At 69.7% G+C, this 18,158-nt stretch carries 16 protein-coding genes; 5 read left to right on the forward strand and 11 right to left on the reverse strand.

Features of this window, described 5'->3' with window-relative positions; all coding sequences use genetic code 11:
- Positions 1 to 192 precede the first annotated feature (192 nt).
- From C3486_RS11210 to dnaB, 5 genes are all read right to left on the reverse strand, one after another.
- On the reverse strand, positions 193 to 1,341 hold the full coding sequence (locus tag C3486_RS11210) for an alanine--glyoxylate aminotransferase family protein (RefSeq protein WP_103832535.1): 1,149 nt from the start codon (positions 1,339 to 1,341) through the stop codon (positions 193 to 195).
- Positions 1,342 to 1,495: 154 nt separating this feature from the next.
- Positions 1,496 to 2,929 carry a serine hydrolase gene (locus C3486_RS11215; protein ID WP_103832536.1) on the reverse strand — a complete coding sequence of 478 codons (1,434 nt, stop codon included), beginning with the start codon at positions 2,927 to 2,929 and terminating at the stop codon, positions 1,496 to 1,498.
- Between the two features lie 206 nt (positions 2,930 to 3,135).
- Positions 3,136 to 3,918: an oxidoreductase gene (locus tag C3486_RS11220; RefSeq protein ID WP_103832537.1), complete on the reverse strand. Its 783-nt coding sequence runs from the start codon at positions 3,916 to 3,918 to the stop codon at positions 3,136 to 3,138.
- A gap of 81 nt (positions 3,919 to 3,999) precedes the next feature.
- A complete protein-coding gene (locus tag C3486_RS11225) occupies positions 4,000 to 4,578 on the reverse strand; it encodes a TetR/AcrR family transcriptional regulator (RefSeq protein ID WP_103832477.1) in 579 nt (192 codons plus the stop codon).
- A gap of 61 nt (positions 4,579 to 4,639) precedes the next feature.
- Positions 4,640 to 6,109, reverse strand: coding sequence for a replicative DNA helicase (gene dnaB / locus C3486_RS11230; RefSeq protein WP_103832478.1), 1,470 nt, complete (start codon positions 6,107 to 6,109; stop codon positions 4,640 to 4,642).
- 464 nt (positions 6,110 to 6,573) lie between these two features.
- Here dnaB and C3486_RS11235 point away from each other — a divergent pair, with 464 nt between their 5' ends.
- A complete protein-coding gene (locus C3486_RS11235) occupies positions 6,574 to 7,911 on the forward strand; it encodes an MATE family efflux transporter (protein WP_103832479.1) in 1,338 nt (445 codons plus the stop codon).
- A gap of 155 nt (positions 7,912 to 8,066) precedes the next feature.
- On the opposite strand, the gene rplI is transcribed toward C3486_RS11235, so the two are convergent.
- From rplI to rpsF, 4 genes are all read right to left on the reverse strand, one after another.
- Entirely contained in the window at positions 8,067 to 8,513 is a 447-nt protein-coding gene (gene rplI / locus C3486_RS11240; protein WP_103832480.1) for a 50S ribosomal protein L9, read from the reverse strand.
- 18 nt (positions 8,514 to 8,531) lie between these two features.
- Positions 8,532 to 8,768 (reverse strand): 30S ribosomal protein S18, encoded by a 237-nt coding sequence (rpsR, locus tag C3486_RS11245; protein WP_003978893.1) that lies wholly within the window; start codon positions 8,766 to 8,768, stop codon positions 8,532 to 8,534.
- 122 nt (positions 8,769 to 8,890) lie between these two features.
- Positions 8,891 to 9,475: a single-stranded DNA-binding protein gene (locus tag C3486_RS11250; RefSeq protein ID WP_103832481.1), complete on the reverse strand. Its 585-nt coding sequence runs from the start codon at positions 9,473 to 9,475 to the stop codon at positions 8,891 to 8,893.
- Positions 9,476 to 9,553: 78 nt separating this feature from the next.
- Positions 9,554 to 9,844 carry a 30S ribosomal protein S6 gene (rpsF, locus tag C3486_RS11255; RefSeq protein WP_003978891.1) on the reverse strand — a complete coding sequence of 97 codons (291 nt, stop codon included), beginning with the start codon at positions 9,842 to 9,844 and terminating at the stop codon, positions 9,554 to 9,556.
- 230 nt (positions 9,845 to 10,074) lie between these two features.
- On the opposite strand from rpsF, the gene C3486_RS11260 reads away from it, so the two are divergent.
- From C3486_RS11260 to C3486_RS11270, 3 genes are all read left to right on the forward strand, one after another.
- Positions 10,075 to 10,404 (forward strand): hypothetical protein, encoded by a 330-nt coding sequence (locus C3486_RS11260; protein ID WP_103832482.1) that lies wholly within the window; start codon positions 10,075 to 10,077, stop codon positions 10,402 to 10,404.
- Positions 10,405 to 10,530: 126 nt separating this feature from the next.
- Positions 10,531 to 11,649: a peptidoglycan bridge formation glycyltransferase FemA/FemB family protein gene (locus C3486_RS11265; RefSeq protein ID WP_103832483.1), complete on the forward strand. Its 1,119-nt coding sequence runs from the start codon at positions 10,531 to 10,533 to the stop codon at positions 11,647 to 11,649.
- Positions 11,650 to 11,715: 66 nt separating this feature from the next.
- Positions 11,716 to 12,747 (forward strand): alanine racemase, encoded by a 1,032-nt coding sequence (locus C3486_RS11270; protein WP_103832484.1) that lies wholly within the window; start codon positions 11,716 to 11,718, stop codon positions 12,745 to 12,747.
- A 114-nt stretch (positions 12,748 to 12,861) separates the two neighbouring features.
- On the opposite strand, the gene C3486_RS11275 is transcribed toward C3486_RS11270, so the two are convergent.
- Positions 12,862 to 14,322 (reverse strand): glycosyltransferase family 87 protein, encoded by a 1,461-nt coding sequence (locus C3486_RS11275; protein ID WP_103832485.1) that lies wholly within the window; start codon positions 14,320 to 14,322, stop codon positions 12,862 to 12,864.
- 135 nt (positions 14,323 to 14,457) lie between these two features.
- Entirely contained in the window at positions 14,458 to 17,076 is a 2,619-nt protein-coding gene (locus C3486_RS11280) for a transglycosylase domain-containing protein (protein WP_103832486.1), read from the reverse strand.
- Positions 17,077 to 17,442: 366 nt separating this feature from the next.
- On the opposite strand from C3486_RS11280, the gene C3486_RS11285 reads away from it, so the two are divergent.
- A complete protein-coding gene (locus C3486_RS11285; protein WP_103832487.1) occupies positions 17,443 to 18,120 on the forward strand; it encodes a PadR family transcriptional regulator in 678 nt (225 codons plus the stop codon).
- The last annotated feature ends 38 nt before the right edge of the window (positions 18,121 to 18,158 follow it).

Raw genomic sequence — 18,158 nt, forward strand, 5'->3', positions numbered from 1 at the left:
GTGACGGCATGACGGCACGACCCCATGACGGCATGACAAAGGGGCCGTGTTTCACGTGAAACACGGCCCCACTCGGCTCTTCCCGCACCCCTGGGTCCGAAAGTAACCCGACTGGCCTAATCAGGCACCTGACGTGCGGTGCACCGGCTGAACAAGCCCGGGGATCGGGTACGGATCGGGGGCAGGTGCGGCTCAGCCCCCGATCGTCGCGTCCCAGGCGTCCCCGGCCGCCTTCAGGGCCGCACCGGCGTCGGCTGCGGCATCCGCACCCACCGCACGCAGCCCCTCGGCCAACGCGGCCAGCGAGGCGAGCACGACACCACGGTCGGCGGCCCGGCCGTAGTGGTTCAGCCGGATCATCTCCTCGGCCAGCGCACCGGCCGCGGCCTGCAGCGGCACTCCGGCGTCCACCGCCAGCGCGGCGGCCACGATCTCGCGGGCGTCCAGGTCTTCCGGTGCCCGCAGCGTCGTCGCGGCCGGCGCGGCGTCCTCGTCACGCAGGACGTACGGCGTCAGCCCGCCCAGGGCACGTACGCCCGCACGCGTCGCCGCTGCCGCCGCACGGTGGCGGGCGATGACGACGGCCGGCCCCTCCGCGGTCACCCGGTCCACGGCCTGCTCCAGCGCCAGCATCTCCAGCTGGGCCGGCGCGTGCGGCAGGGCCTTACGGCCGCCGTCGATCCAGCGGTCCTTCCAGTCCAGCAGCGACAGGTAGGAGCGGCGCGGCGCCTGCTCGTTGGCGGCGATCCGCTCCCAGGCGCGGGCGCTCACGGACGCCACCGAGACGCCCGCCGGACCGGCCAGCGCCTTCTGTCCGCCGATGACGCACAGGTCGACGCCCCACTCGTCGGTGTGCAGCGGCTCCGCGCCCACCGACGCGACCGCGTCCAGCATGAGCAGCGCGCCGTGCTCCCGCACCACGGCACCGATCTCGGCGACGGGGTTGGTGTTGCCGGTGGCGGCCTCGGCATGCACCAGGCTCACGAAGTCGATGGCGGGGTTCTCCCGCAGTGCGTCCGCCACCTGCTGCGGGGAGACCGCGCCGGTGAAGGGTGCGCTGATGGTGATGACCTCGGCGCCGCAGGACCGCAGCCAGCCGCCGAACGTCTCGCCGTACGGGCCGGTGATGATGTTGAGCGCGGTGCTCCCGGGCCGTACGGCCGAGCGGATGCACGCCTCCAGCGGCAGCAGCGCCTCGCCCTGCATCGTCACGACGTCCGCCTCGGTCCCCATCATCGCGGCGACCTTGTCCTCGATCCGCGCGAAGTGCGCCGCGCTGAGCGGCGGCAGGTCGAGCAGCGCCGGTACTTCGGAGTTCGCGTTCGCGGTCGCATCGTTCACGGCAGTCACAGTGGCCTTCCAGCGGTAGCGGGCCCGCACGACGGCGGCTCCCGGGCACTCCTGATATCTGGCTCGACTGTACGTCCGTCCCGCCGTGCTGCTTCCGGCGCCCGCGCCCCGCCGGAAGCCCCGCGTTGACGCCTCCCCCGGCGCCTCAGCCGTCCGTGCGCCAGCCGCCCGCGTCGACGCCGCCCGGCACCGGAGCCGCCGGCTCGTACGGGGCACGGGTGAACACGAACGTCCCCAGGTCCAGGTGGCTGACCGAGCCGTCGGCGGCCCGCACAGCGCGCAGCGTCTCCCCCGCGTAGTAGCCGTCCAGGCCGGTCCAGGTGCCGTCCTCCGCGGGCCGGAAGCGCGAGCTGCGGCCGCCGCCGGACACCGGGCTCAGCTCCAGCTGCCGGTCGGCGCGCAGCCGCAGGACGAACGGGGCGGCGCCCCAGTACCAGGGGCCGGTCAGCGCCAGCAGCTCCTCGTCCAGCGGCCCGGTCAGCGGCCGCCATGGGGCGGGGATGCGCGGCTCCCGCTCGGCCACGATCCGTACGAGGTCGGCGGCGATACCGCTGATCGCGGGGCCGGACGTGCAGTTGGCCAGCGCGAGGCCCGCGACGCCCTCGTCGGTACCGGCGTCCGTGCCGATCCACAGGGACGCCAGGAAGCCCGGCATGGAGCCGGTGTGCCCGGCCAGCACCCGGCCCTCGGCCGTCCGCAGCAGCTGCAGGCCCAGTCCGTAGCCGGTGGTCCAGTCGCCCTCCGCCGGCACCGCCGGCGTCCGCATCTCCTCGACGCTCGCCGCGCTCAGCACCCGGTCGTCGCCGCGGGCCAGGAACGCCGCCCACCGGCACAGGTCCGACGCCGTGGACCACAGCTGGCCCGCCGGGCCCATGAGACCGGTGTCCTCGGCCGGCTCCGGCAGCAGCACGTCCGCCCACGGGTGCACGGCCCAGCCCGCCGCGTGCGGCGCTTCCGGGCCGAGCGTCGTACGCGTCATCCCCAGCGGTTCCAGCACCTCGCGGCGCAGCACCTCGCCCCAGTGGGCCCCGTCGCGCAGCTGCTCGACGAGCGCGCCCAGCAGCGCGTACCCGGGGTTGGAGTAGTGGTGCCGCCGGCCCGCCGGGTGGCGGCGCGGCCGCTCACCGAAGAGGTCCGCAGGGCCCGGCCGCAGCCTGCCCGGTGTCCGCTCCCACCACGGCCCGCGTGCCTCGGCCGCCAGGCCGGAGCTGTGCGAAAGCAGTTGCGCGACCGTCGCGTCCGGCACCGGGGTGTCCTTGAGGTGCTTGCCCACCGGGTCGGCCAGCCCGAGCAGCCCCTCGTCCCGCAGCCGCATGACGAGCACCGCCACGAACGTCTTGGTGAGCGAGCCGATCCGGTACTGCACGTCGTGGCTCGGCGCGCCGCCGTCCACCGTGCCGCGCAGCCCCAGCCAGGCCGGCCTGCCGTCCCGCACGACCGCGCCCACCATCGACGGCGCCCGGCCCTCCGACTGCCCCACGGCCAGCCGCCGCCACAGCTTCCGCCGGGTCCCCGGCAACAGCTCAGCGCCCTCGCGGCCCTCGTCCGACGACACCACCACGCCATCCCACTCCGTCATGCCCCACATGCTCCCAGAGGCCCGCACAACTACCGCCTCCCGCCCGGCCATTCCGCCGAACCGGGCAAGGGAACAGCGCGAGGCCGCGTCGGGCGGCCGGTGCAGTGGGGAGACGGCCGACTGCATGATCTCGCGACTGCTGCGGAACGGGCGCCGCTCGTCCCGCAGCCATGCGCGTCAGCCCCACCCTCGTGGGACTCTCCGGCTCAGAGCGTCTTGACGGTGCCACCGTCGATGACGTAGTCGGCGCCGGTGATGTTGCCTGCGACGCTGGAGAGAAGGAACGTGATCAGGGCCGCCACTTCTTCAGGTTCGGTAATGCGGCCAGTGGTGATGTCGAAGGCTTCGGGTATCTGCTGAAGGAACGCCGCGTGCTCTGCCCCGGCTCCGGCCGCTACCTTGCCGCCGAACCCTTCGGGGTCCTCCCATATGGCAGTGCGGACCACGCCGGGAGAGACGGTATTCACGCGCACTCCCTGGGGGCCGAACTCCTCGGCCAGGGACTTGCCGAGCGCGGCGAGGGCCGCCTTGGCGGCGCTGTAGGCGACCGGGCCGGCGGCGGGCAGACGGGAGTTGATGGACGCGACGTTGACGATCGCCCCGCGGCGCTCGATCAGGCTCGGCAGAGCCGCGCGGGCGGCACGGACGGCACTGAGCAGGTTGAGGTCGAGGACGCGGGTCCACCGGGAGTCGTCGGTGTCGAGGAAGCCGACGGGCTCCACGTCGTCCCCGGCTCCGACGTTATTCACCAGCAGGTCGATGCCGCCCAGTTCAGTGAGGGCGCTGTCCATAAGGCTCGTGACGCCGTCGGCGGTGCTCAGGTCGGCCGACACCGTGTACGCGCCGGTTTCCTTCAACTCGGGCGTAATGGTGCGGGCAGCGCCGACGACGCGGACGCCTTCGGCCGTGAGAGTCCGGACGGTGGCGAGCCCGATGCCCCGGCTGGCACCGGTGACGACGGCCGTCTTCGCGGTGAGATTGAGGTTCACGACACTCCAGTTCTTGAACTTCAAGTACAAAATGTGGGCAGCACTCACTTCGGATGGAGCGAGTGTCGCGGTTCGGGTCGGTCAGAGAGAGTCGACCGTCGCGTCGATCACGCGGACAAGCCGATCAGGACTTTCGGTAACACGCGCCATGAGCCGCAGGCCCACGACCGCATTCAGCAGCAGGCTCCCCCAGGCCGCGGGATCACGTTCCGGTGCGATCTCGCCAGAACGTTGCCCTTCTTCGACCAGTGCGCGGAAGGCATCCTCGGTGCGGGCGAACATACGCTGGACGAGTTCGGTCGCCGCCTGGTCCGTGCCGGCGAGTTCCGCCGCCGCGTTCACGGCCATGCAGCCCCGACGGTCCGGGTCGGCGAGGTCCATCTCGGCAAGGAACTTCAGCGCCTTGCGCAGACGCTCCTTGACCGGGCCGAACTCCTCCAACATCTCGATGAGGGCAACGGCCTGGCTGTCGCGGTAGCGGCGAAGCGCCCTCTCGAACAGGGCATGTTTACTGCCGAAGGCGTTGTAGAGGCTGCCCTTGCCGATACCGATCGCGTCGACGAGGTCCTGCGGCGTGGTCGCGGCATACCCCTTCCGCCAGAACACGTTCATGGCGCACTCGACGGCGGCGTCCGGATCGAACTGCTTGGGCCTTCCCATGACAGAAGACTAACACCGTTCTTGACCTCGAAGTCCAGAACGAAAGTTCCGTACGTCTGGCTCAGGTCTGGGCCATGTCCACGAAGCGGGAGTAGTGGCCCTGGAAGGCGACGGTGATGGTGGCGGTGGGGCCGTTACGGTGCTTGCCGACGATGATGTCCGCCTCGCCGGCCCTGGGGGACTCCTTCTCGTAGGCGTCCTCGCGGTGCAGCAGGATGACCATGTCGGCGTCCTGCTCGATCGAACCCGACTCACGCAGGTCCGAGACCTGCGGCTTCTTGTCCGTACGCTGCTCGGGGCCACGGTTCAGCTGGGAGAGCGCGATGACGGGCAGCTCCAGCTCCTTGGCCAGCAGCTTGAGGTTACGGGACATGTCCGAGACCTCCTGCTGGCGGCTCTCGACGCGCTTGGAGCCGCCGGACTGCATCAGCTGGAGGTAGTCGATGACCACGAGCTTGAGGTCCTGCCGCTGCTTGAGGCGGCGGCACTTGGCCCGGATCTCCATCATCGAGAGGTTCGGCGAGTCGTCGATGTAGAGCGGCGCGGCCGACACATCGGGCATCCGGCGGGCCAGCCGGGTCCAGTCCTCGTCCGTCATCGCGCCGGAGCGCATGTGGTGCAGCGCCACGCGGGCCTCTGCGGACAGCAGACGCATCGCGATCTCGTTGCGCCCCATTTCGAGCGAGAAGATGACGCTCGGCATGTTGTGTTTGATCGAACACGCTCGCGCGAAGTCCAGCGCGAGCGTCGACTTACCCATCGCCGGGCGGGCCGCGACCACGATCATCTGGCCGGGGTGCAGGCCGTTCGTCAGCGAGTCCAGGTCGGAGAAGCCCGTGGGGACGCCGGTCATCTGGCCCTGGCGGGAGCCGATCGCCTCGATCTCGTCGAGCGCACCCTCCATGATGTCGCCGAGCGGGAGGTAGTCCTCGCTGGTGCGCTGCTCGGTGACGGCGTAGATCTCCGCCTGGGCGCTGTTGACGATCTCGTCGACGTCGCCGTCGGCGGCGTATCCCATCTGCGTGATCTTCGTGCCGGCCTCGACCAGCCGTCTCAGTACCGCACGCTCGTGGACGATCTCGGCGTAGTACTCGGCGTTCGCCGCGGTCGGCACGGACTGCACGAGGGTGTGCAGGTACGAGGCGCCGCCCACCCGGCCGATCTCGCCGCGCTTGGTCAACTCGGCGGCGACGGTGATCGGGTCGGCCGGCTCGCCCTTGGCGTACAGATCGAGGATGGCCTGGTAGACCAGCTCGTGCGCCGGGCGGTAGAAGTCGTGGCCCTTGAGGACCTCCACCACGTCGGCGATGGCGTCCTTGGAGAGCAGCATGCCGCCCAGGACGGACTGCTCGGCGTCCAGGTCCTGCGGCGGGACCCGCTCGAAGCCGCCGCCGGACCACGCACCGCCGTTGTCGTCGCGGTCGAAGCGGTCCTCGCGTCCGCGTCCCTTGCCGTCGTTCCGGCGGGAGCGGGCGGGCAGCCGGTCACCGGGGCCGGAGTCGGCCCAGGGGTCCTCTGCGGGCTCGGGCATACTCACCACGCCACCTCCTCCCGTCCGCGACGCGGACCTTGCTGTGCCCTTCTTTCTTACGGCACGGCTCCGACAAACGAGTCACCCGACTCCGCTTACGGCTCGACGAGTTCGGATGAATCCAGGGACCGGTACGGGGAGGGGGCGCCGGACAACGGTAGGCCGGTGGGCACCGTCCGCCAATCTGGTTATCCACAGGCCATGTGGATGATCGCCCCCAACCTGTGGAGAACCCCCCGGATCCTGTGCACGGGGCGGGGGAAATCGGTGTGGACAAACACACAATCACCCCTTCCCAACGCCTCTGACCTGCGGCTTTCCCATCCATAGGCTGTGGGGGAGAAAAACTTCGGCAACCTGTTCAAGATCGCGGCCACTCCCGTGGACAACCCCGCTCCGCACAGCGGAAAGTAAGGAGCAGTATGCAATTGTGTCTCTTACCTGTGGAAGATTAGATTGGGTGCATGACACAGGCTCCCGCGAAGCCCCGGCGCACCGGGCGACGGCACGACCGCGAGATCATCGCACTCGCCCTTCCCGCGTTCGGCGCGCTCGTCGCGGAACCGCTCTTCGTCATGGTCGACAGCGCCGTCATCGGCCATCTCGGCACCCCGCAGCTGGCCGGCCTCGGCGTCGCGGCCGCCCTCCTCACGACCGCCGTGTCGGTCTTCGTCTTCCTCGCCTACGCCACCACCGCGGCCGTCGCCCGCCGGGTCGGCGCCGGTGATCTCTCCGCGGCCATCCGCCAGGGCATGGACGGCATCTGGCTCGCCCTCCTGCTCGGCGCCGCCGTGATCGCCGTCGTACTGCCGACCGCCCCCTGGCTGATCGACGTGTTCGGCGCATCCCATACCGCCGCGCCCTACGCCACCACCTACCTGCGCATCAGCGCCCTCGGCATCCCGGCGATGCTCGTCGTCCTCGCCGCCACCGGTGTACTCCGCGGCCTGCAGGACACCAGAACCCCGCTGTACGTCGCCATCGGCGGCTTCTCGCTCAACGCGGCGCTCAACGTCGGTCTCGTCTACGGCGCAGGGCTGGGCATCGCCGGTTCGGCGTGGGGCACCGTCATCGCCCAGTGCGGCATGGCGGCCGTCTACCTCTCCGTCGTCGTACGCGGGGCCCGTCGGCACGGCGCCTCACTGCGGCCCGACGCCGCCGGCATTCGCGCCTCCGCACAGGCAGGCGTGCCGCTGCTGGTGCGTACGCTCTCGCTGCGCGCCGTCCTGATGATCGCGACAGCGGTGGCCGCACGGCTCGGCGATGCCGACGTGGCCGCCCACCAGATCATCCTGACGCTGTGGTCGCTGCTGGCCTTCGCGCTGGACGCGATCGCCATCGCAGGCCAGGCCATCATCGGGCGCTATCTCGGTGCGGGCGATGTGGACGGCGCGAAGGCCGCCTGCCGGCGGATGGTCGAGTGGGGGATCGCAGCGGGCGTGGTGCTGGGCATCCTCGTCGCGCTGGCCCGGCCCCTGTTCATCCCGCTGTTCACCGCGGACCCGGCCGTGAAGGACGTCCTGCTGCCGGCCCTGCTGGTGGTCGCGGTGACCCAGCCCGTCTCCGGCATCGTCTTCGTCCTGGACGGCGTGCTGATGGGCGCGGGGGACGGGCCGTACCTGGCCGGGGCGATGCTCGTCACGCTGGCGGTCTTCGCACCGGTCGCACTGGCCGTCCCGGCACTGGGCGGCGGGCTGACCGCGCTGTGGTGGTCGATGGCGCTCATGATGGCCGTCCGCATGGTGACCCTGTGGATGCGCGCCCGCTCGGGCCGCTGGATCGTGACGGGCGCCGCGCGCTGAGGCCGGATGCCGGGCCGGAAAACCACCCGGCCCCGGACAGCCGCAGGGGCCGCACCCTCGGAGGGATGCGGCCCCTGCGTGTGACTCGCTCACCGTGCTGCGGTCAGCGGGCGGCTGCCCGCAGCCGGTGCTCAGGCCGTGCGATCGGGCTGCACTCAGGCAGCGACGACCTCGACGCCGAGGTTGGCGACAACCTCGGGGTGCAGACGCACGGAGACCTGGTGCGCGCCCAGGGTCTTGATCGGCGAACCGACCTCCACGCGGCGCTTGTCCACGTCCGGGCCACCGGCCGACTTGATCGCCGAGGCGATGTCGGCCTGGGTGACGGAGCCGAACAGGCGGCCGGCGTCGCCGGCACGGACGGCCAGCTTCACCTTGACGCCCTCGAGCTGGCCCTTGATCTCGTTGGCCTGCTCGACCGACGCGATCTCGCGGATCTTGCGACCGCGGCGGATCTGCTCGACGTCCTTCTCGCCACCCTTGGTCCAGCGGATCGCGAAACCGCGCGGGACCAGGTAGTTACGGGCGTAACCGTCACGGACGTCAACGACGTCGCCGGCGGTGCCGAGGCCAGAGACCTCGTGGGTGAGGATGATCTTCATGTTTCGGTCACCCTTCCCTTATCGCGCGGTGGAGGTGTAGGGCAGCAGCGCCATCTCACGGCTGTTCTTCACGGCCGTGGCGACGTCACGCTGGTGCTGGGTGCAGTTGCCGGTGACCCGGCGGGCACGGATCTTGCCGCGGTCGGAAATGAACTTCCGCAGCAGGTTCGTGTCCTTGTAGTCGACGTAGGAGATCTTCTCCTTGCAGAACACGCAAACCTTCTTCTTCGGCTTGCGAGCAGGCGGCTTCGCCATTGTCTCTCTCCAGTGAGTTTCAAGAAGTTTGTGCTGGCGCCCTCAGGCCGCCGGGCCGTCGTTTCACGTGAAACGTGGTTTCACGTGAAACAGCCCCGCATGTACGTGCCAGACGTACGTGCCTAGAAGGGCGGCTCGTCCGAGTAGCCGCCGCCGGAGCCACCGCCCCAGCCGCCACCGCCGCCACCCTGCTGGCCACCGCCCGCAGGAGCACCGGTCGCCCAGGGGTCGTCGGCGGGAGCCCCGCCGCCCTGCTGGCCGCCGGGGCCGCCGCCCCAGCCGCCGCCACCCTGGCCGCCGCCCTGCGGGCCGCCACCGAAGCCGCCGCCCTGGGCACCCCGGCCGCTGGTCTTGGTGACCTTGGCCGTGGCATTGCGCAGGCTCGCGCCGACCTCGTCGACGTCGAGCTCGTAGACCGTGCGCTTCACGCCCTCGCGGTCCTCGTACGACCGCTGCTTGAGGCGGCCCTGCACGATCACGCGGGTGCCCCGCGTGAGGGACTCGGCGACGTTCTCCGCCGCCTGACGCCACACCGAGCAGGTCAGGAACAGGCTCTCGCCGTCCTTCCACTCATTGGTCTGACGGTCGAAGGTGCGGGGGGTGGACGCGACGCGGAACTTCGCGACCGCCGCACCCGACGGGGTGAAGCGCAGCTCGGGGTCATCGACAAGATTGCCGACGACCGTGATGACGGTCTCGCCTGCCATTAGGGGAACCTCTCGGCGGGTGTGCTGCTGGCTGCTGTGTTGCTACTCGAACCCGATGTCCGCTGAGCGCTTACGCGGTCAGTGGGTCTCGGGACGGAGGACCTTGGTCCGGAGGACCGACTCGTTCAGGTTCATCTGACGGTCGAGCTCCTTGACGACGGCCGGCTCGGCCTGGAGGTCGATGACCGAGTAGATGCCCTCGGGCTTCTTGTTGATCTCGTACGAGAGACGACGACGGCCCCAGGTGTCGACCTTCTCGACCTTGCCGTTGCCCTCACGGACGACGGAAAGGAAGTTCTCGATCAGGGGGGAGACAGCGCGCTCCTCCAGATCGGGGTCGAGGATGACCATCACCTCGTAGTGACGCATGTGGAACCCACCTCCTTTGGACTCAGCGGCCACGGTCGTTCCGTGGCAGGAGGGTCGTGATGCGTTCCGCGCCCGGTCCGTACAGCGGATGCGGACAGACATGGGCGCAGACTGTACAGAGTACCCGGCGGAGGGCTTGCGGTTGAAATCAGGCCGCTGATCCCCCCAATCTGGAACACAACGGGTGTGAGCGGCGTTACAGTGCGCCGCCCTGTCTACGGAGGTGCCGCATGGCACATGCAGTACAGCCCCAGAAGCCCCAGCAGCGCGGTGTGCTGTCCGTGCTGAACAGCGACGGCAAGGCGCATCCCGTCGAGAACACCCTCGCAGCGGTGACCATCGTGCTCGGCCTCATCGCCGTGATCTCCGCCGCTTTCACCCATCTGCATCTGCTCACTTCCTGGACGGGCCTGGCCGGCATCGTGACGGGTGCCTGGGGCCAGTTCATCTCGGTGACCACCGGTGAGCGCTTCCTGCTGATCATCGGGCTCGGCGCTGCGGCGCTCGGGTTCTTCCTCGGCATGGCGCACGGCGGCCTCTTCGGCGGCGTACTCGGCTGACCGCACGGATGACGTACGGGCATCTGCGCCCGTAGGCCCAGACGGGGCGCTCCCTTGGCGCAGTAGGCTTCGGCGCGAGAGCCGGAGCCCCGACCACGGGGACAAACCTGCCGAGGAGCGCCCCGCATGAGCCTGACCCTGAGGACCATCAGTCGAGAGCAGCATCTGGCATACATCCAGAGTCTGCCCGCGGCGAGTCACATGCAGGTTCCGGCCTGGGCCGACGTGAAGTCCGAGTGGCGCTCGGAGAACCTGGGCTGGTTCGACTCCACCGGGCAGCTCGTCGGCGCCGGGCTGGTCCTCTACCGCCAGCTGCCCAAGATCAAGCGGTACCTCGCGTACCTGCCCGAAGGCCCCGTCATCAACTGGTTCTCCCCGAACCTGGAGGACTGGCTGCGGCCGATGCTCGCGCATCTGAAGCAGCAGGGCGCCTTCTCCGTGAAGATGGGCCCGCCGGTCGTCATCCGCCGCTGGGACGCCGCCGCGATCAAGGCCGGCATCCAGGACCCGGACGTCAAACGGCTGCGGGACGTGGAGGCCACCCACATCGAGCCCCGCGCCTTCGAGGTCGCCGACCGCCTGCGCCGCATGGGCTGGCAGCAGGGCGAGGACGGCGGGGCCGGCTTCGGTGACGTGCAGCCCCGCTACGTCTTCCAGGTGCCGCTGGAGAACCGTTCCCTGGAGGACGTCCACAAGGGCTTCAACCAGCTGTGGCGCCGCAACATCAAGAAGGCCGACAAGGCCGGCGTCGAGGTCGTCCAGGGCGGCTACGAGGACCTCCCCGAGTGGCAGCGGCTGTACGAGATCACCGCGGTGCGCGACCAGTTCCGGCCGCGCCCGCTGAGCTACTTCCAGCGCATGTGGACGGCCCTCAACAGCGAGGACCCCAACCGCATGCGGCTGTACTTCGCCCGCCACAACGGCGTGAACCTCTCCGCGGCGACGATGCTGGTCGTCGGGGGACACGTCTGGTACTCCTACGGCGCGTCCGACAACATCGGCCGTGAGGTCCGTCCCTCCAACGCCATGCAGTGGCGGATGCTGCGGGACGCCTACGCGCTCGGCGCGACCGTCTACGACCTGCGCGGCATCAGCGACTCCCTGGACGAGAAGGACCATCTCTTCGGTCTGATCCAGTTCAAGGTCGGCACCGGCGGGCAGGCGGCCGAGTACCTGGGCGAGTGGGACTTCCCCCTGAACAAGCTCCTGCACAAGGCGCTGGACATCTACATGTCGCGGCGCTGACCGCTCGCCCGCGACATTCCCCACAGATCCACGACCACCGTCACGAGAAAGGTTCACGGGCCGGCCATGGCGCTCACCCTCTACGTCGACACCGCGCGCTGGCGGGCGCACCAGCAGCAGGTGCTGCAGCAGTTCCCAGGACTCGTCCCGGTCTGCAAAGGCAACGGCTACGGCTTCGGCCACGAGCGCCTCGCCGACGAGGCGACCCGCCTCGGTTCCGACCTGCTGGCGGTCGGCACCACCTACGAAGCGGCCCGCATAAAGGACTTCTTCAGCGGTGACCTGCTCGTCCTGACGCCGTTCCGGCACGGCGAGGAGCCGGTGCCGCTGCCGGACCGGGCCATCCGCTCGGTCTCCTCGGTCCAGGGGCTCGGCGGGCTGGCCGGGGCCCGGGTCGTGGTCGAGGTCATGAGCAGCATGAAGCGGCACGGCGTCCTGCCGGAGGAGCTGCCGATGCTGGCCTCGGCGATCGAGAACGTACGGCTGGAGGGCTTCGCCATCCACCTGCCGCTGGACCGCACCGACGGCACCGACGCGGTCGACGAGGTCATCGGCTGGATGGACCGGCTGCGGAACGCGCGGCTGCCGCTGCACACCATGTTCGTCAGCCACCTCAAGGCCGACGAGCTGCACCGGCTGCAGGCCCAGTTCCCGCAGACCCGCTTCCGTGCCCGCATCGGCACCCGCCTCTGGCTCGGCGACCACGACGCCACCGAGTACCGCGGCTCCGTCCTGGACGTCACCCGCGTGGCCAAGGGCGACCGGTTCGGGTACCGGCAGCAGAAGGCGGCTTCGGACGGGTATCTCGTCGTCGTGGCCGGCGGCACCTCGCACGGTGTCGGCCTGGAGTCGCCCAAGGCCCTGCACGGCGTGATGCCGCGCGCCAAGGGCGTGGCGCGGGCGGGCCTGGCGACGGTCAACCGCAACCTCTCGCCGTACGTGTGGGGCGGAAAGCAGCGCTGGTTCGCCGAGCCGCCGCACATGCAGGTCTCCATCCTGTTCGTGCCGAGCGACGCGCCCGAGCCGAAGGTCGGCGAGGAGCTGGTGGCCCACCTGCGGCACACCACGACCCAGTTCGACCGCCTCGTGGACCGCTGACCAGCGGGTTACGGCACCGACGAATACGGGCCCGGGTGTACGGCACGCAATGCCGTACACCCGGGCCCGCCGCGTTTCTCCGGCCTGCGGCGCCGGGGGCCGGGCCCCGGAGCCTCAGTCCCGCGCCGGGCCCCACTCGACCCGGGCCATGCCCTCGTGCGGGACGGCGTGCGGCGGGGCGTGGAGCTGCCGCCCCAGCACGAAGACGTCCGGCGCCTGGTCCAGGACACCGCCCGAGGGATCGTCGGTGCCGTCCCTGCGCACCCCGTCACGATCGGGCAGGAGGACATCCCTGACCACCAGGGCACACAGGTACAGGACGCCCAACAGATGCAGCAGTATGGCCAGTTGGTAGCCCTCCGTCGGCAGGCCCTGGTGCTTGTCCCCGCTGCCGGTGTAGGCGAGGTACAGCCAGATGCCGAGGAAGTACATGACCTCGCAGGCCTGCCAGACCAGGAAGTCCCGCCAGCGCGGCCGGGCCAGCGCGGCCAGCGGGATCAGCCAGAGCACGTACTGCGGTGAGTAGACCTTGTTGGTCAGGATGAAGAGCGCGACGACCAGGAACGCCAGCTGGGCCAGGCGCGGGCGGCGCGGTGCGTAGAGGGCGAGCAGTGCGATGGCCCCGCATCCCACGATCATCAGCAGCGTCGCGTACGTGTTGGCGTGCTCCAGCGGATTGCCGGTGCGCTGGGAGATCAGCAGCCAGACGGAGCCGAAGTCGATCGGGCGCTGCTGGCTGAAGGTGTAGAACTTCTGCCAGCCGTCCCAGGCCGGCAGCATCACTGGCAGATTCACCGCCAGCCAGGAGAAGACCGCGCCGCCCGCCACCGCGCCGAACGCGCGCCATTTGCCGGCCCGCCAGCACAGGACGAACACCGGGCCCAGCAGCAGGACCGGGTAGAGCTTGGCGGCGGTCGCCAGCCCGATGAAGACACCCGCGGCGAGCGGACGGCTGCGGGACCACAGCAGCAGCGCCACGGCGGTCAGGGCGACGGCGAGCAGGTCCCAGTTGATGGTGGCGGTGAGCGCGAAGGCGGGGGCCAGGGCGACGAGCAAAGCGTCCCAGGGCCGGTTGCGGTGGGTCCGGGCCACACAGACCGCGAGGACGGCGGCGCAGACCATGAGCATCCCGGCATTGACCAGCCAGTAGATCTGCTCCCGGTGCTGCACCGTGCCGCCGCTCGGGGTCATCCAGGAGGCGACCTCCATGAAGACGCCCGTGAGCACCGGGTACTCGAGGTACTGCATGTCGCCGGGGATGCGGTCGAAGTACGGAACCAGGTTCTCGGCGAAGCCGCGGCCGACGTAGAGGTGCGGGATGTCGGAATAGCAGGCGTGGATGTACTGACTGGTGGCGCCGAAGAACCAGCCGCCGTTGTAGCAGGGCAGCTTCTGCACCATCCCCAGCGCGAACATCCCGAGTGCCACCAGGGCGATGACGCGTACCGGCGTCCACCAGCTCGCACCGAGCAGTACGCGGCGTCCGAGCGGGCCGCCGATCAGCTCGCTTCCGGCCGCCGCCACCTCGTCCCGTTGCGTCGGCGGTACGGGCTCGTCCTCTCGCACGCTCGTCATGGGGGTCATCCTGCCGCACGACCCTGTGCCACAGACGGCGAAGCCCCCGCCCGGCATGCCGGGCGGGGGCTTCTGGTTCGGCTTCCGCCGTTTCACGTGAAACCAGTCGAGCGTTTCACGTGAAACAGCGTGCGGTCAGTTGTTGAAGCCGTCAGGGCCTCCGAAGAACCCGCCGCCGTCATCGGTGCCGGGAGTCTCGGTCGCCGGCGGCGAGGGCTCGTCACCGGAGCCGCCGGGATCGCCGGTGGCGCCACCGTCCTGGCCACCGCTGTCCTTGCAGCCGAGGTCCCACGGCGAACAGGTCTCGGTCGGCGTTTCCGTGGGGGAGGGCTCGTCGCTCGGAGTCTCCGACGGCTTCTCCGACGGCTTGTCCGAGGGCTCCTCGGTTTTGGTCGGCGTCGGCGTCGGGCTGGCGCTCTCGCCGTAGACGACCTTGCCGATCGGCTGCGGCTGCGGGAACGGCAGCATCGGCTCGCCCTGCATGGCCTGCATCATGTAGTCGCGCCAGATCTCCGAGGGGAACGACGCTCCGTGGATCTTCTCCTCGCCACCGACGCCGTACATCTTCAGGAACTTCTGCGACTTCGCCTGGTCATTGACGCGCCACATGCCGATCGTGGTGGCGAGCTGCTTGGTGTAGCCCGCGAACCACGCCGACTTGTTGTCGTCGGTGGTACCGGTCTTACCGGCCGCCTCGCGGCCGTCCGGCAGCTGCGCCGCCGTACCGGTGCCCTTCTTGACCACGGTCTTGAGCACGTCCGTGACGTTGTTGGCCACGTTCGGGTCGAAGGCCTGCTTGGTCTTCTCCTCGTGCTTGTAGACCTCGGCGCCGTCCTTGGAAACCGACTCCACGGAGTACGGGTCGGCCTGCTCACCGCTGGCCGCGAAGGTGGCGTACGCACCGGCGAGGCGGATCGCACTGGGCGCCGAGGTGCCCAGCGAGAAGGTCGGCGTCGTCCGCGCCATGCTGTTGTCGTCCCGAAGGCCGGCGGCGATCGCCTCCTGCTTCACGACCTCCGGGCCGACGTCCATGCCCAGCTGGATGTAGGGCGTGTTCACCGAGAACTGCATGGCGGTCCGCAGGCTGATCCGGCCCTTGTCCTCATTGCCGTCGTTGGCCTGGTGCCATTCCTTGCCGTCCCGGTCGTGCCACACGGTCCGGTCGTAGTTCAGCAGCCGCAGCTTGTTGTCGCCGTTGTACATGCTGTTCGGCGACACAGGGGTACGGACGGCCCCGTTGTGCGGGTCCCGGACACCCTTGTCCATCGCCGCTGCCAGGACGAACGGCTTGAACGTGGAGCCGACCTGGACGCCGGTGTAATCGGCGTTGTTGGTGTAGTGCTCCGTGGCGTCCTTGCCGCCGTAGATCGCCTTGATCTTGCCGGTCTTCGGTTCGACCGAGGCCCCGCCGAACTGGACGTACTTGTCGACCGCCCGCTGCTCGGGCTTGAGCGCCTTCTTGGAGACGTTCTCGACCGCCTTGGTGAGCTGGCTCATCTTCTTGCGGTCGAAGGTGGTGTGGATCGCGTAGCCGCCCTGCTTCAGCTCGGCTTCCGAGATGTTGGTGTTGGCGGTGATGTAGTTGTTGGCCAGGTCGACGAGGTAGCCCTTCTGGCCGCGCAGGTCCATCGCCTTCTTCGGCGGCCGCGGCTTCGGGAATCCCTGCCGCGCGATCTCGGCCCGCTTGGCCTTGGACAGGTGCCCCGTCTCGACCTCCCGGTCCAGCGTCCACGACCAGCGTGCCTGGGCCCGCTTGAGGTTCGCGTTCTTGGACTCCGTCGTGACGTACGGGTCGTACAGGTTCGGGCCGTTGAGCAGCGAGGAGAGGAAGGCGCTCTCACCCGTGGTGAGGTCCGTGCAGTCCTTGTTGTAGTAGGCCCGCGACGCGGCCTGGATGCCGTAGGCGCCACGCCCGTAGTACGCCGTGTTGAGGTAGCCGCTCAGAATGTCCCGCTTGTCGACCGAGCCGCCCACCTTTATCGAGATGAACAGCTCGGTGATCTTGCGCTTGAGGGTCTGCTCCTGGTTCAGGTACGTGTTCTTCACGTACTGCTGGGTGATCGTCGAACCACTCTGGGTCTCGCCGCCCATGGCCATCTTGACCACCGCGCGGGCGATGCCCATCGGGTCGACGCCCGAGTCGGTCCAGAACGAGGCGTTCTCCGCGGAGACCACGGCGTTCTGCATCGACTTGGGGATGTCGCTGTACGGCACGATCTGGCGGTTCAGCTCACCACCACCGGCGACGACCATCTGCTTGCCGTCGCCCCAGTAGTAGACGTTCTTCTGCACCTGCGACAGCTTCTGGGGGTTCGGCACGTCGACGTACGCCAGCGCGATGCCCGAGAGGCCGAGCACCAGGGCGATGAAGCCCAGGCAGCTGCCCAGCACCAGGCGCCAGGACGGCACCCAGCGGCGTGCACCGTCCTTGCCCGCACGGGGGTAGTCGATGAACCGCTTCTTGGGCGGCCGGCCGTCGCCGCCACCGGCGCGGCGGCCGCGACCTCCTGCGGCCGTCGCTTCGGCCGCCCGCCTGCGCCCGCCGCGTTGGGCAGCCCGGCGTGCCGCCGCCCGCCCCTGGTAGGGAGGTTCCTCCCCAGGCGCGCCGGACGGGGAGGCGGCGGAGGCTGAACCCCTGGCCGCGCCGCGCGACGGCGCGGCACGGCGGCCACTTGATTGCTGTTGTGCGGCGCGTCGGGCCGCGGCACGTCCGCCACCTTGCGGCTGCGGCGGTTTGCGACGGTGCTCGCTCATGGAACGGTTACTCCTCGGGCAGGCGCGCTATCTCATCGCCTGAAGGCGGCAATTCACTTCAGGTCCCCCCGACAACACGGCCCGCAATGGTCGCAGTACGGGCCGCACTACACCGGGGACGGAGACGTCACTTCTCGCCACCTGGTTCCCGGCAGTCTGCATGCCGCACAGACTACGCACGGCCAAAACCTGCCCAGGCTCGGAATTCACTCCAAATCAGTCACGTTGACCAAGGTGAATCGGCGATGTGATCCCGTTCACCGCCCCTCCCCTTGTCCCGCCGGAGGTGCCGTTCTATCGTCTGGATGTATCGAGTCGATACATCAGCTCGGCATAAGGAACGCGTAACAGCTGGGGAGGCGGAGGATGAGCAGACGGTCCGGCATCCTCGAGTTCGCCGTGCTCGGCCTGCTGCGCGAGTCCCCTATGCACGGGTACGAGCTGCGGAAGCGACTCAACACTTCGCTGGGTGTTTTCCGGGCGTTCAGCTACGGCACCCTCTACCCCTGCCTGAAGTCCTTGGTCGCGAACGGCTGGCTGACCGAGGAGACCGGGGGAGGACCGGCTCAAGGGGCTCCCGCGGCATCACTCGCGGGGCGCCGGGCCAAGATCGTCTACCGGTTGACGGCCGCGGGGAAGGAGCACTTCGAGGAGCTGCTCGCCCACTCCGGGCCCGACGCCTGGGAGGACGAGCACTTCGGTGTCCGCTTCGCCTTCTTCGGCCAGACCTCGCGCGACGTACGGATGCGCGTACTGGAGGGCCGGCGCAGCCGCCTGGAGGAGCGCCTCGAAAGGATGCGCTCCTCGCTGGCCCGCCGTGAGCGACTCGACCAGTACACCCTCGAGCTGCAGCGACACGGCGTGGAGTCCGTGGAGCGCGAGGTGCGCTGGCTGAACGAGCTGATCGAGAGCGAGCGGACCGGGCGCGACCAGCGTGCCCCGGGTTCCGCAGCGCCGGACCGGAACGCGTCAGGAGAGACGGGTGGCCTGCCCCGGCACCGGGGTGGCTCACGGCCGGATCCGTCCGATGACACCGATACATGAGGCTCCGCGTCCGCGGAGCCGCGTCGAGAACAAACAGG

Source organism: Streptomyces sp. Ru73, from assembly GCF_002920575.1.
In the GTDB taxonomy this organism is placed as follows: Bacteria; Actinomycetota; Actinomycetes; order Streptomycetales; family Streptomycetaceae; genus Streptomyces.